This is a genomic window from Streptomyces sp. NPDC014801 (genome assembly GCF_043082085.1).
Classification (GTDB): Bacteria; Actinomycetota; Actinomycetes; order Streptomycetales; family Streptomycetaceae; genus Streptomyces.
Map to the genome: position 1 here is coordinate 413,944 of NZ_JBIBXG010000007.1, position 14,353 is coordinate 428,296.

At 69.0% G+C, this 14,353-nt stretch carries 14 protein-coding genes and 2 pseudogenes; 12 read left to right on the forward strand and 4 right to left on the reverse strand.

Features of this window, described 5'->3' with window-relative positions; all coding sequences use genetic code 11:
• Positions 1-73 precede the first annotated feature (73 nt).
• Positions 74-721, reverse strand: a complete 648-nt coding sequence (locus tag ACF1AL_RS19465) for a histidine phosphatase family protein (RefSeq protein ID WP_391826690.1) — start codon at positions 719-721, stop codon at positions 74-76.
• 35 nt (positions 722-756) lie between these two features.
• Positions 757-2,073 (reverse strand): glutamate-1-semialdehyde 2,1-aminomutase, encoded by a 1,317-nt coding sequence (gene hemL, locus ACF1AL_RS19470; RefSeq protein ID WP_366841628.1) that lies wholly within the window; start codon positions 2,071-2,073, stop codon positions 757-759.
• A gap of 403 nt (positions 2,074-2,476) precedes the next feature.
• Between hemL and ACF1AL_RS19475 the strand changes: the two genes are divergently transcribed.
• The 3 genes and pseudogenes from ACF1AL_RS19475 to ACF1AL_RS19485 all read left to right on the forward strand — a co-directional run bounded on the left by ACF1AL_RS19475 (position 2,477) and on the right by ACF1AL_RS19485 (position 4,684).
• Positions 2,477-3,109, forward strand: coding sequence for a hypothetical protein (locus ACF1AL_RS19475; RefSeq protein WP_391661993.1), 633 nt, complete (start codon positions 2,477-2,479; stop codon positions 3,107-3,109).
• A gap of 15 nt (positions 3,110-3,124) precedes the next feature.
• Positions 3,125-3,504, forward strand: a pseudogene (locus ACF1AL_RS19480) (plasmid mobilization relaxosome protein MobC); the annotation flags it as partial.
• Positions 3,504-4,684: pseudogene (locus ACF1AL_RS19485) on the forward strand (relaxase/mobilization nuclease domain-containing protein). The pseudogenes ACF1AL_RS19480 and ACF1AL_RS19485, both read left to right, overlap by 1 nt.
• A 65-nt stretch (positions 4,685-4,749) precedes the next feature.
• Here the strand turns inward: ACF1AL_RS19485 and ACF1AL_RS19490 are convergent.
• Positions 4,750-5,304, reverse strand: a complete 555-nt coding sequence (locus ACF1AL_RS19490) for a flavoprotein (RefSeq protein WP_391781142.1) — start codon at positions 5,302-5,304, stop codon at positions 4,750-4,752.
• Entirely contained in the window at positions 5,301-6,572 is a 1,272-nt protein-coding gene (locus ACF1AL_RS19495; protein WP_391826608.1) for a helix-turn-helix domain-containing protein, read from the reverse strand. The genes ACF1AL_RS19490 and ACF1AL_RS19495 overlap by 4 nt, the downstream gene beginning before the upstream one ends.
• A 174-nt stretch (positions 6,573-6,746) precedes the next feature.
• On the opposite strand from ACF1AL_RS19495, the gene ACF1AL_RS19500 reads away from it, so the two are divergent.
• From ACF1AL_RS19500 to ACF1AL_RS19540, 9 genes are all read left to right on the forward strand, one after another.
• The gene (locus ACF1AL_RS19500) at positions 6,747-7,184 is read left to right on the forward strand and encodes an ATP-binding protein (protein WP_391781140.1); all 438 of its coding nucleotides are present in this window, start codon (positions 6,747-6,749) and stop codon (positions 7,182-7,184) included.
• Between the two features lie 2 nt (positions 7,185-7,186).
• Complete coding sequence (locus tag ACF1AL_RS19505) at positions 7,187-8,506, forward strand: UDP-N-acetylglucosamine 1-carboxyvinyltransferase (RefSeq protein WP_391826692.1); 1,320 nt, start codon at positions 7,187-7,189, stop codon at positions 8,504-8,506.
• Entirely contained in the window at positions 8,503-9,738 is a 1,236-nt protein-coding gene (locus ACF1AL_RS19510; protein ID WP_391781139.1) for a bifunctional metallophosphatase/5'-nucleotidase, read from the forward strand. Before ACF1AL_RS19505 ends, ACF1AL_RS19510 begins: the two co-directional genes overlap by 4 nt.
• Positions 9,738-10,277: a dCTP deaminase gene (dcd, locus tag ACF1AL_RS19515; protein ID WP_391826610.1), complete on the forward strand. Its 540-nt coding sequence runs from the start codon at positions 9,738-9,740 to the stop codon at positions 10,275-10,277. Before ACF1AL_RS19510 ends, dcd begins: the two co-directional genes overlap by 1 nt.
• On the forward strand, positions 10,274-10,807 hold the full coding sequence (locus ACF1AL_RS19520; protein ID WP_391781137.1) for a deoxycytidine triphosphate deaminase: 534 nt from the start codon (positions 10,274-10,276) through the stop codon (positions 10,805-10,807). Before dcd ends, ACF1AL_RS19520 begins: the two co-directional genes overlap by 4 nt.
• 23 nt (positions 10,808-10,830) lie before the next feature.
• The gene (locus ACF1AL_RS19525; protein WP_391826694.1) at positions 10,831-11,919 is read left to right on the forward strand and encodes a glycosyltransferase family 4 protein; all 1,089 of its coding nucleotides are present in this window, start codon (positions 10,831-10,833) and stop codon (positions 11,917-11,919) included.
• A 95-nt stretch (positions 11,920-12,014) separates the two neighbouring features.
• On the forward strand, positions 12,015-13,058 hold the full coding sequence (locus ACF1AL_RS19530; RefSeq protein ID WP_391781136.1) for a serine hydrolase domain-containing protein: 1,044 nt from the start codon (positions 12,015-12,017) through the stop codon (positions 13,056-13,058).
• 150 nt (positions 13,059-13,208) lie between these two features.
• Entirely contained in the window at positions 13,209-13,823 is a 615-nt protein-coding gene (locus ACF1AL_RS19535; RefSeq protein ID WP_356759163.1) for a DUF433 domain-containing protein, read from the forward strand.
• The gene (locus tag ACF1AL_RS19540) at positions 13,820-14,239 is read left to right on the forward strand and encodes a hypothetical protein (protein ID WP_391826612.1); all 420 of its coding nucleotides are present in this window, start codon (positions 13,820-13,822) and stop codon (positions 14,237-14,239) included. Before ACF1AL_RS19535 ends, ACF1AL_RS19540 begins: the two co-directional genes overlap by 4 nt.
• The last annotated feature ends 114 nt before the right edge of the window (positions 14,240-14,353 follow it).

Consider the following 14,353-nt stretch of genomic DNA (forward strand, 5'->3'; position numbering starts at 1 on the left):
TTACGCCACGAACGTAACAAAACTGTCCCAAAGCTGACCGGCCGTCAGACGGCGGCGCCGGGGGACGGCCGTGTCACGCGCCGAAGGCCTTGCCCTGGCCCTTCGCCGGCTTGGCGCCGGCCAGCAGGTGGGCCGGGACCAGGTCGCGGGCCGGCTCGGTGTAGCCGACGGAGACGATCTTGTCGCCCAGGTACGTGAACGTCGTCAGCGAGGCGAGCGTGCACTGCCGCTTGCGCGGATCGTGCCACAGCCGGCGCCGCTCGACGTAGGAGCGCACGATCCAGATCGGCAGCTGGTGGCTGACGAGCACCGCCTCGTGCCCGCGCGCCGCGTCCTTCGCGGCGTTCAGCGCGCCCATCATCCGCACCACCTGGTCGACGTACGGCTCGCCCCAGGACGGCTGGAACGGGTTGACCAGGTGCTTCCAGTTGGCGGGCTTGCGCAGCGCGCCGTCGCCGACGCCGAACGTCTTGCCCTGGAAGACGTTCTCGGCCTCGATGAGCCGCTCGTCGGTCGCGAGGTCCAGCCCGTGCGCCTTGGCGATCGGGGTCGCCGTCTCCTGCGCCCGCTCCAGCGGGGAGGCGCACACGTACGTGACGTCCCGGGAGGAGAGGTGGTCGGCGACCCGCTCGGCCATCTTCCGGCCGAGCTCCGACAGGTGGTAGCCGGGCAGCCGCCCGTACAGGATCCCGTCCGGGTTGGCGACCTCGCCGTGCCGCATCAGATGGACGACGGTGATGTCCTTGCTGCTGTCGCTCACGCGGTGGCCTCCGCCGCGGCTCGGGCCGCCGCCGGGAGGGCGTCGGCGATCTTCTGGATGGCCCGCTCGTCGTGCGCGGTCGACACGAACCACGACTCGAACGACGACGGCGGCAGGTACACGCCGTTCTCCAGCAGGGAGTGGAAGAACGCGGTGAAGCGGAACGACTCCTGCTTCTTCGCGTCCTCGTAGTCGCGGACCTCACGGTCTGTGAAGAACACGGAGAACATGTTGGAGGCGGTCTGCAGCCGGTGCGCGACCCCCTCCTTCGTCAGCGCCTCGGTGACGAGCGAGCGGATCTGCTCCGACACGGCGTTCACCGTGTCGTAGGCGGCGTCGTCCAGCAGGCGCAGCTGGGCGAGGCCGGCGGCCGTGGCGACCGGGTTCCCGGAGAGGGTGCCGGCCTGGTAGACGGGCCCGGCGGGGGCGAGGTGCGCCATGACGTCGGCGCGCCCGCCGAACGCCGCGGCCGGGAAGCCGCCGCCCATGACCTTGCCGAAGGTCATCAGGTCGGGCTTGACCCCGTCGATGCCGTACCAGCCGGCGCGGCTGGTGCGGAAGCCGGTCATGACCTCGTCGGAGATGTACAGGGCGCCGTTCTTCTGGCAGGCGTCCTTCAGCCCCTGGTTGAAGCCGGGCTGCGGCGGCACGACGCCCATGTTGCCGGGCGAGGCCTCGGTGATCACACAGGCGATCTCGCCGGGGTGCCGGTGGAAGGCCTCCTGCACGGCCTCCAGGTCGTTGTACGGCAGCACGATCGTGTCGCCGGCCTGCGCGCCGGTGACGCCCGGGGTGTCCGGCAGCGCGAACGTCGCCACACCGGAGCCGGCGGAGGCGAGGAGGGAGTCGACGTGCCCGTGGTAGCACCCGGCGAACTTGATCACCTTGGACCGGCGGGTGAACCCGCGGGCGAGCCGGATCGCGGACATCGTCGCTTCCGTACCGCTGCTGACCAGCCGCACCTGCTCCACGGGCTCCACCCGGGCGACGATCTCCTCCGCGAGCGCGACCTCGCCCTCACCGGGCGTGCCGAAGGACGTGCCGCGGGCGACGGCCTCCTGCACGGCGGCGATCACCTCGGGGTGGGAGTGCCCGAGGATCATGGGGCCCCAGGAGCAGACCAGGTCGACGTACTCGCGCCCGTCGGCGTCGGTGAGGTACGGGCCCGTGCCGGACACCATGAACCGGGGCGTGCCTCCGACGGCGCGGAAGGCCCGCACCGGCGAGTTCACGCCACCCGGCGTGACGACCGCCGCACGGTCGAACAGGGCCTGGGAGGCAGGCGCTTCGTAGGGATAGGGCAGTTCGCTCATGACGTGCGGCTTCTCCGACCTCTTCCGGGACCTTCTCCGGCTGGGCTGCCGGGTGACCTCCTCAGGGTAGGCCGACGACCCCGGTACGGGAGATCCGCACCCGCCGCGGCGGTGCGGACCCCGCGCCGCGGAAGGCCGGGACACGCCCGCCGCGGGCGACCGGTACGCGCCATCGCCGGGACCCGCACCCGCCATACGAGAGATCCGCACCCCACCCATCTGAGAAACTGGTGCCCGCATACGTATGGACATGACGAAGGGTCGTGTCGGGGGCGCCTCGAAAAACCTGCGGACAGCTGTTCCAGCGCACGTTTCGGCGAGCGGCCGTGGGGGAGGTCACTGACACGATGATCGGGTTGCGCGGCCCCGGCCACGCATCCTAGAAAAGCAGTCGGGTGGAGATATGCATCGCGGTGGCGGACTGGGCGAGGGGACCGATGACCTGGGTCCTCGACGTGCCCGGCGGGGAAGGCACCGGCGCGACGCGGAGGCAGCGAACGACGCACGTCAGGCACAGGGTGCACCGAACGAACCGGAGCGGTTCGACCCGCTGAGCCGGGTGGACCGCCCACGGGCGGGGAGCAGGAATGGTGGTCGGGTGGGGGTGACGTACAAGTACTTCGGCGCGCCGGACGGAGCGACCGCGGCCCGCGTCCCGATCTCCATGCGCCCCGAGGAGCTCGGCGGCGACGAGCTCGGCATGAACGGCATGTTCACCAAGATCAAGCCGGAGACGATGGCCGCGATGGTCCTGACCGGCATCGAAGGCGTCCCCCTGCACAAGGTGCCGCCGCTGGAACTGGTCGTCCTGCACCCCGACTACGCGGTCGTGAAGCTCCCCATGACGGTGGTCGACCCCCTCCGCGACATCGGCGAGGAAGCGGTCGGCGCGGCGGCGTTCATCTGGTCCACGGTCCCCGACCGGGGCGGCCCCCGGGACGCGTTCAACGTGTACCAGCTGCTGCACGAGTGGCAGGACTTCTCCAAGCGGCTGCACGACGCCGGCCACCAGCCGTACTGCCTGGTGTGGCCCTGAGCTGGGGTTTCTCGGGTAACCACCAGCGCCAACCAGCCAGCAAGGTATGCCGTTGGACCGTCCAAGGGCCGGTCCAACAGGGATGCCTCCGCCCCAGGGGTGGCGAAGGCCATCGGGCACCAGGGGCGCGCGCACATCCATGGCGACCTTGCCCTGCCCGGCCAGCGCACCCCGCTCGATGACTACATCGACGAGCTGACCCCCTGCGCGAGCGGGTTGCCAAGATCGGCAACAACGTCAACCAGATCGTCCGGAAGCTCGACGCGGGCGGCCATCCGCACCCTGGGGACAACGCTGCTCTGACCCATGCCGGGCGCACCCTCACGGCGGTCCGTGCCGCCGTCGTTGAGATCGCTGCAGCCGCTAACCAGGCCGTCACCAAGAAGGCGGCCTGATGATCGCCAAGATCAGCAGCGGCAAGGACACAGCCGGCCTGATCCGCTACCTCTTCGACATCAAGAGGGCCACGGACCACACCGACCCTCACCTCGTTGCCTCCTGGGACGGTTTTGCCCCCGACCCCGGCCGAAGCGACGACTTCGCCGCCACAAAGAAGCTCCTGGTGGCCGACCTCGACCTGCGCGTCAAGCAAGCCCGCCGACTGGGACGTGCGCCCGAGCAGCATGTCTGGCACTGCTCCATCCGAGCCGCCACAACCGACCGCCACCTCAGCGACGAGGAGTGGGCCCACATCGCCCGCCGCGCTGTGGCGGCCACCGGCATCGCGCCACAGGACGACCCGGACGGCTGCCGCTGGGTCGCCGTCCGCCATGCACCCGACCACATCCACATCGCCGCCACCAAGGTCTGAGGCGACCTGAGTACCGCCCGCCACTGGAACGACTACCTCACCGCCGACCGCGAACTCCAAAGATCGAGAAGGAGTACGGCCTTCACCAGGTCGTGCGGGGAGACCGCACCGCCGCCCCGCGCCCCACTCGCGCCCAGCAGGACCACGCCCGCGCCCTCCGGGGCGCCATACGAGCCCTGCGCACCGCGCCGGTCACCGGTGACGGGTCCGGGCTGGCGATGTTCCTCGACAGCGCTGTCCTTGTCGTCCTCGCCGCGGCCCGCTGGCACCAGGTCCACCGGCACGACCAGCAAGTCGCCGCAGCTCACCAAGCTCTGGTTCACCTGCAGGCCGCCTACCATCAAGCCGCCGCCGGACCGCTGACCGCCCTGGCCCAGCGTCAGCCACGGGGCCGCAGCATGGAACGGCACGCCCAGCGGATCCTCGTGATCCTGCCCGACCACGTCCAGCAGGTCCTCGACGACCCCGCCTGGCCGGCACTGGCCGCCGCCCTGACCGAAGCGGAGAACGCGGGTCACGACCCCGAGCAGCTTCTCCAGCAGGCCGCACGGCTGCGCACATTGGACGACGCCCGCTCCGCCGCCAGGACCCTCACCTGGCGAATCCAACGCCTCGCCGCCCGGCAGTCCCCCAGCGATCGAGCTCGAGCCGCCCAATCCCGTACGTGGGTGACACCGCGACCGGCACACTCCGGCCAGACACGACCGAGCCAGTCACAGCCTGGGCCTGCGGGCCCCACGCGACACCGGTCATTCCGGCACTGATGGCCTCGCGTCTCGAGGCCGTCAGCCGCGGGGACACACACCCTCTTACCAAGTCACGGACGGAGTCACCGCGCTGTGCTGACCAGAGGCTCCAGCAAGTCCAGTGCTTCCTCCCAGCGGAAGCGCTCCGCCGCGCCGCCAGCCCTCGGCCGGTGCGGTTCGCAGGAACCGATCAGGACCCCCATACCCCGCAGCCGGTCCAGGCTCTGCTGGTAGGCGGGGTGGGCGGCCTGGGCGGAGTTCAGGTAGGGCAGTGCCACGGTCGGGATGCCCATGCCGTACGCCTCGCACAGGATGCCCAGGGCGAGGGTGTCGGAGATCCCGGCGGCCCACTTGTTGATCGTGTTGAAGGTGGCGGGGGCCACGGCGATCGCGTCCGCCGGCGGCAGTGGGCGCGGGTCTCCCGGTGAACGCCAGGCGGAGCGGATCGGGTAACCGGTCTGTGTCTCGATCGCCTTGGTATCGATGAAGCCAAGCCCCTGTGGTGTGGCTATGACGCCGACGTCCCAGTTCGCCTCCTGGCCGGCCGTGATGAGCTTGCCGACGTCTCGGGCAACACCTGCAGCGCACACGACGACGTACAGGAAGGGCTTCTTGTCCGGGGCGGTCGGCTCGGTCACGCGGGGACTCCCAGTTGGCGGCTGAAGTGGTGCAGTTCCGGCAGGGTACGTCGGCGGTCGCGGGCGGCCATGTCGGCGACCAGGTTGCGGACGTCGGGGCGGCGGATGTCCTGGGCGGCGCAGGTCTCGGCGATCCGCAGGGCCTGGTAGCCGTCGGCCAGGCGGCCCTGCTGGCTGTAGGCGCGGGCCGCTTCGACCCATAGTGCGGCACGGCGTTCGGGGACCGGGATGTGCCGGCGCATGAGGGGCCGGGCCGCCTGAAGGGCGAGGCCGGCGTCACCGAAGGCCACCAGGGCGCTGAGTTCGTGCAGGGCGACATTGGTGGGGCTGAAGGTGGCCCAGGCGTCGGGCTGATCGAGAGTGACGTACCGGGAGACTTCCTTCGCCTCGGCGAGGAATTCCTTTGTGGCCGCGCGGTCACCGCGGCTGCTGGCCGCAGTCACTCCGCGCAGGAGCAGCAGTCCGACAGCGGCGAGGTACTTCGGTGAACGCCGGTCGTAGGAGCCGGTGAGCTGGTCCGCGGTGTACCGGACCAGGGTGACGGCCTCTGTGGCGTGCTTCTCGCGGACCAGGACGTGGGCCTGGACGCGGACGCTGGAGGCGAGAACGACCGGGTCGCCTGAGCGTTCGGCTTCTGCCATCGCCCGGCCGACGGCGAGCCATGCGTTGCCCTGGTCGTGCTGCTTGAGCAGCAGGCTCGTCGCCGTCTGGTACGCCGTGGCCAGGAGCCGGGACACGGTATCCCTGTCCGTCGCATCACCGGCGGCCAGTCGCAGGTCGGCGATCAGGCTCGGGAGGGTGCGCTCCAGCTCTGTGTAATGGCAGGTGTGGAAAAGCCTGAGTGCTGATCCGACGCGTTCATACAGGACGGCGGTGTCCTGGGGGCCACCGGTGCCCGCAGGGCCGGGACCGGGCAGGAGGGCCTGGACGAGGGCGGTGTGCGAGGCCGAAGAGCCGGCCGGGGCCGCGAGCGCTGCGATGCTCGCGGCGAGGAAGGTACGGCGGTGCATGTCGTCAGCTTCTTGATCGGCGGCGGAGACGTCCTGAGATGGGGAAAGGCCCAACTCATGAGGTGGAATGTTCAGTTCCTGCGCGATGGCGCGTAGTACGCGGATGTCCTCCGTGCCGCGACCGCTCTCCAGACGGCTCACCTTGGACTGGTGATACCCGAGCGCTGCGGCCACGTCGTGCTGTGAACGCCGCTGTAACACCCGTGCCCGACGGATTTGTTCTGCGATCCGTCTCGCTTCCCCATATGCATCGGCCATCTGCCACGGCTCCCTCCGCCGTCGCGATCCTGCCTGCTCAACCGAGCATAGATCAGACCTAGTTGGCGGTGATGCAGCTCCTGCATAAGTCATGCGGCGCCCGCGTCAGGGCTCACCATTCACGGCGACGGGCTGGTTGCTTGGTGTGGCCCCACCTACACCGGGAGGCCGCTCATGGAAGCGCACCAGCTCGCTTTCTCCCTACCCGCGACGCCCGCCGCAGCAAGCGAGGCCCGGCACCAGGCCGTGGACGCGATAGCGGGCTGGGACGCGGGACTGGGCACCGAGGTGGTGCACACAGCCGAACTGCTGGTCAGCGAGCTCTTCACCAACGCGGTCCAGCACGCCGGCACCGGGTCCGTCTCGCTCACGGTCTGTCTCGACGAGGCCGTCCTGCGGATCGAGGTCTGCGACACGAGCCCAGTACTGCCCCAGCCGGCTCTGCCCGAGGCGGACAGCGAGGGCGGCCGGGGCCTGTTCCTCGTCGCCGCTCTTGCCGACCGGTACCACGCCGAACCGACCGAGACCGGCAAGCGCTGCTGGGCCGAAATCAACCTGACCAGCAAACCCAGCCAGGAAGTCGCCTGTTTCTCCCCCCTGCAGAGGAGTTGATGATGACGACCACCCACGCCCCCGGCGTGGCCGCCGAGGTGATCGCCGTACGCCCTGGGTCGCCGCTCGCCGGCACCGTGAGCGTCGACGGCTCCAAGAACGCCGCTCTGCCACTCCTGGCCGCCGCGGCGGCCCTCGGTCGCACGGTCCGGTTGAGCAACGTGCCGGACAGCACGGACGTCCAGATCTTGCTCGCTCTGCTTCAACAGGCAAGGTGGCATGTCGCGCAGCCGGTCGGAGAACCGACCACGTATGTGGTCCTGCCGACGGAGGCATCTGCGGGGTTGCCCGATCTGGCGCAGGCAGCCCAGATCCGAGCCTCGTACTACCTCGTCCCTGCTCTGCTGGCGCGTTACGGCCAAGCGCAGCTGCCCTGGCCGGGTGGCTGCCGGATCGGTGCGCGCGGGATGGAGCTGCACTTCAAGGTGTACGAGGCATTCGGCGACCGGAGCCGGCAGAACAAGTCCGGTTACGGCATCGAGGCACTTACCTCTCACACCGGCACCGTCTCCATCGCACTGCCGTTCCGCTCTCGCGGTGCGACCGTGGCCGCGACACTGCGCGCCCTCACAACCGGCCGCCCCTTACGGCTGGGCCAGCCCAACCTCTCGCCCGAAGTCCTGAGCGTGCTCGACGCCCTGAGTTCGGTGGGCTGGGAGACGCGCGCCGGCGAGCATGTACTCACTCTCTCACCGCCCTCCTCGTCGCCGACTGCTCCCGCTGCCTGGACAGTGCCCGGAGACAAGATCGAGGCAGCCACGCTCGCCTGCGCGATCGCCGCGACGCGCGGTACTGCACGTATCAATGGCGTGGAGGGCAAGGACGTAGGCCCGTTCATGGCTGCCCTTCATCACCTCGGCATCCCCGTGGACGCGAAGCCGGATGGCCTTACCGTCCGCGCCCAGGAGGCAGCCCCCACTGGTCGTCCCCTGCGGGCCATTGCCTCCTTGAGCCCGGCCGGCTTGGACGCCGACTTCGAACCACCGCTCATGGCACTGGCCCTCGGACTGCCCGGTACACATCTGTTCGCCGACGCCATCAATCCCGGCCGCCACGGCAACCTGCTGCCACAGCTGACCCGCCTGGGCGTCGAGATCGAGGAGATCTCCCCCACCGAATGCCGCCTGACCGGGCCCCAGCAGCTGACGGGCACTGGCGTCGAAGCCACCGACATCCGCACCGGGTCCGCCCTCATGGTCGCCGGCCTCACCGCCCAAGGCGTCACCACCATCGGCGGCCTCGACCAGCTGCGCCGCGGCCACGCTGACCTGTCCGGCAAGCTGCGCACCCTGGGCGCCGACATCTGCGAGGTCACCCCATGACCACAGACGGCCGGAACCTCCGCCAGATCATTGCCACGACGGACGTCCACTCCGCTTTCGACAACGCCACGCCCTTCCTGACCCACCTCCACGCGCTGCGTCCGACCTCGCTCATCGTGGACTGTGGCGACTTCTTCGAAGGCAGCGGGTATTACCGCCTCGCTCGCGGCACCATTGAGCGGGAGATCCTGCTCGGACTCTACGACGTGCTGGCCCCTGGCAACCACGGCTGGCCCCACCACTTCGAACCCGACCTTCACCGACGCACTGTCTGCGCCAACGCCGTCGATGCCGACACCGGCGACGCTCTGTTACGCCGCCTGTACATCGCCGACATCGATGGACGGCACGTCGGCGTAACCGCTGTGATCGGTCGGCAAGCCTTCCACGCGATCCCGGCCGCCCAGCGAGCCGGCCACTGCGTCACCGATCCCCTCCAAGCCCTGCGCGAGGTCATTCTCTCCCACCACCACGAGGTGGACAGCTGGGTCCTGCTCAGCCACTCCGGCTTCGAAGAGGACCGGAAACTCGCGGCGGCCTGTCCCTTCCTCGACGTGGTCTTCGCAGGGCACTGCCACAGCGATCAGTACGGGCCGGTCCGAGTCGACGGCGCCCTGGTCGTCAAGGGCCGGGAACTCGCCGGCGGCTATGCGATCGCCATGCCCGTGGGTACGGGATGGGTTGCGGGCACCACATCCTTCCCCGATCGGGCCCCGAGCGTCATTCCGACGGAGCTTGCGGATTTGCGCTCCCGCATCGGAGACGTCAAGCAGCAGCTGGCCGACGCCCTCGGCCCGATCAGTCCGGCCTACCGCGACCAGGCCCTCGATCGGCGCAGCCTGCTCCTGGACCTCACCGCCCGCCTGCGTACGGCGCTCGGCGCAGACGCGGTCATCCTCAACGAGACGGCGCTACGCGCCGTACCCCTCGGCGGCAACCTCACGCAGGGCGACCTGCTCTCCATCGAGCCGTTCGGTAACCAGCTGGTGCACGCCCACGTGCCGGATCCGACCCGTGGGGACCTCCCCGGCCTGATTTCAGCTCTGACCCCCCAGACCGGCCCGCTCGTCACCGCACCCGATCCCTTGCCGGACGCCGTCACCACCGTGCTGACCACCGACTACCTCGCCGACACCTACCTCGGCGAGCGCACGCACGAGGCCGGCCTGCGTCTGGACCAGGCCGTCCAACACGTCCTCACCACTCCCGACACCGCGGAAGGAGGCAGGTGATGATCCTCACCGGCCCGGAGATCACCGCTGCCGCTCACGACGGCCGCCTCCGCATCACCCCGTTCGCCGCCGACCAGGTCAACCCCAACAGCTACAACGTGCGTCTGGGCCCCACCCTGATCACCTACACGGGCCCCGTCTTGGACGCCCACCGGCCCAACCTCACCCGCGAAACCACCATCGGCCCGGACGGGCACGTCCTCCAGCCGGGCGAGCTCTACCTCGGCCACACCCTCGAAGAGGTCGGCTCCGACACGTTCGTGCCGCTGCTGTTCGGCCGCTCCTCCGTCGGACGTCTCGGCCTGTTCGTCGAGATCACCGCCCCCATCGGCGACATCGGCTTCCACGGCCAGTGGACGCTCATGCTCACCCCGATCCGACCGCTGCGCGTGTACTCAGGCATGAAGATCGGGCAGATCATGTTCTTCGTCTCCACCGGCGCCGTGGACCTCTACCGCGGCAAATACCAGGCCGCCACAGGACCGCAGCCCTCCGCCTACTGGCGAGACCTCGCCCGGCTCCAGGTGGTGGCATCGTGATCCTCACCGGTCCCGCCATCGCCGCCGCCGTCCAGGCCGGCGAGATCACCATCGAGCCGTACGAGCCCAGCCGCGTCTCCCCCAACGCCTACGACTGGCGGCTGGGCCCCACCATCCGCGTCTGCGACGGCGACCTCGACGCCGCAACCCCCACCGCCTTCACCGAGCAGTCCATCCCCGACGCCGGCTTCGTGCTGCGCCCTGGCCTGCTCTACCTCGGCATCACCCTGGAGCGGACCGGTTCGGAGACGTACGCGCAGCTGCTGAACGGCGACCGCACCACCGGCTCCCTGGGCATCTGGGTCCACGTGTCGGCTCCGCTCGGACACCAGGGCCATGCGATCCGGTGGACGCTGGAGATCCGCGCCGCCCGACCTGTGCGCGTGTATCCGGGCATGACCTTCGGCAAGCTCGTCTTCCTCACCACCTTCGGCGCACCGGCCAGCTACCAGCAACAGCCCGCCAAGTACGCGACCACGGAAGGCATCGACGTCTCGCGCCTTTACGAGGAGATCGACGGCACGCGGTGAACGCTCGCTCGGCCACCGGCCCGATGGCCGCCACTTTCCTGGACCTCCCCGTCGGAAGCCCCGGCGGTAGCGTCGAGCTCTTCCTCGACCTCTACACCGGCGAGGAACCCCTCATCCCGGCCCGCGTCTTCATGCTCACGCCACCTGGTCACGGTCCCCGATCGCCCGTCGGACTCAACCTGCTCCCCGTGGCAGGCAAATGCCTGGAAGGAACGGCCTTCAGCCGCTACGTCGCCACGCTTCGCAGAGCGCTCACAGCTGCGGTCGATCCCACACAGATCGATGTCCTCCACTTGCAGCACCTCGCGTTCGGCGCCACCCCAGCCCTCATCCGCGCTCTGCCCGCGCATCCCCGGATCGCTCTCGTCCACGGCACGGACCTGCTCTTTGCCGAGACCCATCGAGACCAGCTCCGGGTGCTGCGCGAAACAGCCAGGGCCGCCGACGCCATCGTGGTCCCGACCAACGCGATGGCTGACCGCCTCCTCAAGCTCGCCCCGCAGATCGAACGCCGCAAGATCACCCATATCCCCTGGGGGATCCCCGACCGCCTGCTCACCGCCCCGCTCGCCCGGCCGGCACGCACCTCCACCAGCCACCTGCGGCTCCTGTACGCAGGACGCCTAACCGCAGAAAAAGGTGTCGAGGCCCTGATCAAAAGCCTGGCTCCCGTGCCCGGTGTCGACCTGAGCGTCGCAGCGCCCAGAGCCCAGTTCCACGCACTGGCCCCACTGCTGCAACGAGCCGGCGTACGAGTCCGCTACCTCGGCTGGCTCCGTCGCCCACAGCTGTGGAAAGCCTTCACCGAACACGACGTACTGGTCATGCCGTCCACCACCCTGGAGGCCATGGGACTGGTCGCACTGGAAGCCCAAGCGTGCGGGCTCCCCGTCCTCTACCAGCCCGTACCCGGCCTCAACGAAGTCCTCGCCGCTTCCGGCATGGCCACCGACTTCACCCACTCCGCCGCACTAGCGCGCGACCTCGACCGGCTGAGAAAGACACCCGGGCTGCTGACCGCGCTCCGACAGGCGAGCTATGCCAACGCGGCACGCTATCCCCTCTCGGCGACCGCACGGTCCCTGACCGACCTCGGCCGACAGCTCACCTGAACCGACCGACAGACGACCCGACACGTCACTACCCGAACCGCTCCGCGAACGTCACTACGCTGACCGACGGGACACCCCCGGCGAAGAGGGAGACCATGACGTACGACCGCGACCGCATCGAAGCGCTGCTCGACGAAGGAGTCCGCGACAAGGTGTACCCGGGCGCCGTGTGGGCCCTCGGCGACGCCACCGGCATCCTCGCCCAGGGCACCACCGGCGTCCTCGACCCCGACGAGCCGGACGTGCCGATGCGCGCCGACACCGTCTTCGACGCCGCCAGCCTCACCAAGATCCTGGCCGTCTGGTCCTCCATCGGCGCCCTGTGGGAGGACGGATCCCTCGACCTGGACCAGCCGCTCGGCACCTTCTGGCACGAGGTCGCCGACCACCCACTCGGCACCGTCACCACACAGCAATTGCTGACCCACACCGCTGGCGTCCCGCTACGAGCCCAACTGAAAAAGCTCTACGGCACCGACCCGGAGGAGATCCGCCGAGGCGTCCTCCGCGAAGAACTCCATCGGACACCTGGAGAAGCCGTCGAGTACACCGACCGGGCTGCCCTCATCCTGGGCTACCTCGCTGAGCACCTCTCCGGCTGGTCCCTGGACCAACTGGCCGCTGTCCGCACCTGGCAGCCACTGGGCATGACCTCGACCCGCTTCGGCCCCTTGCCTGCCCAAATCGCCGCCCGCTGCGCGCCGACCGAACTCGACCAGGACACCGGCACCCACCTCAAGGGAGTCGCCCACGACTTCTCGGCCCGTCTCCTGGGCGGCGTCTGCGGTATCGCCGGCGTCTTCACCGTCCTCGACGACCTCGCCGCCTTCCTCCGCTACATCCTCGCTCCTGCCATGTCCCCATCGCGGGCCGCTTTCGGCAGCAGGTGGACCGCGCGCTCCCTGACGACCCAGACGGGTGAGCTCCAGCCGGCTCGTGGCCTGTTCTGGCACCCCGCTCCCGGCACCACCACTGAGGATGAGGTCTGGGTCCACTACGGCTTCACCGGCACAGGCATGTGGATCTCTCCCACCAAGGGCCGTTGGGCGGTGCTCCTGACCAACAAGCTCTACTACACCCGGGACCGCGGGCCTCTGACCGATATCCGCAACGAATTCCGCACCCTCGCCCTCGGGTAGGCCTGGTCGTACCCGCTGACGTACGTCTCGCAAGCAACTAATATTCCGGCATCCGGGCTGCACCTGGGGGGCAGAGTGAGTCTGTGGGATGCTCGCGTCACTGAAGGGCGATTCAATCGTCGTCGAGAAGCTCGTGAAAGGAGGTGAATCATGAGCTTCCCCGTGGACCTCACAGCGGCGCTCAGCGGCGCCTCGGTCGCACAGTTGCACAGCTGGCGACGTACCCATTTGCTGGAACCGGAAGTGCAGGACAATCCGGTTCGCTATTCCTTCCGCGACGTGGTGGCACTCCGCACGTTCGTGTATCTACGCAGCAAACTGCCCCTGCAGCGCATCCGAAAGGCTATGGATCAGCTGCGCAAGTGGGACCTGACCGAGCATCCGGCTGCCTACAAGCTCGTCACGGAAGGAGACTCAGTCTTCCTCGTTGAGGAAGAACGAGCCATCGACCTTGTCCGTCGGCCCGGTCAAGAGGTGATCTACAGCTTGGCCAACGTCTTCGCGCCCTTCGAGAACATGCAAGGACGTTCCGTCGCGGACTTCCGCCGCCCTCGGCCACACCTGGAGGTCAAGGAGAACCGGCTCGGAGGATGGCCGACCATCCAAGGGACACGCGTACCGTACGACGCTGTCGCCAAATTGGTCGCCGGAGGCGTCGCACCTGCCGAAGTGCATCGTTTCTACCCGACCGTCGAAGTGTCCGGAGCGGCAGACGCAGCGGACTTCCACCAGGAGGTCGTGCAGATCGGCGGTCGCGCTGCATGAGGTTCTTCCTTGACGAGAACGAGACGCCGGCCATCCTGCCCCCTCTGAGCACTGTCTTCTTCCATCACGAGTTCCGCACCGCCCACGACGAGGGGCTGTCCGGGGTGATGGACGCAGAACTCATCCACGCAGTCAGTGACCGCGGCTTCGACGCGATCATGACGCAGGACCGCAACCAGCTGTCGAATCGGAACGAGCGCGACGCACTCATAGAGACCGGCCTCCACTGGATCGGCCATCGCCAACCGGACGCGGAGGGCCTGCTGTACATCGTGAACTCCACGGCCGCCTACCTCGCAGCCATGCCGCACATCCTGGACGAAATGAGCAACGTTACGGGCGCCCACGCATTCCACGTGCGCAACCTGCCGCTGCTTAAGGGCCAGCGCGTTACAGTGAGCCGCCTCAAAATTTGATCCTTCTGACGCCCTGGGGCAAGTCGGCCACGCTGCGGGCCTCCTTATGGGAGGGCGTTCGGTTCACCCCGACATATGGGCGGAGGGCACGCTGGAGGTGGCCTTGGTCGCGCC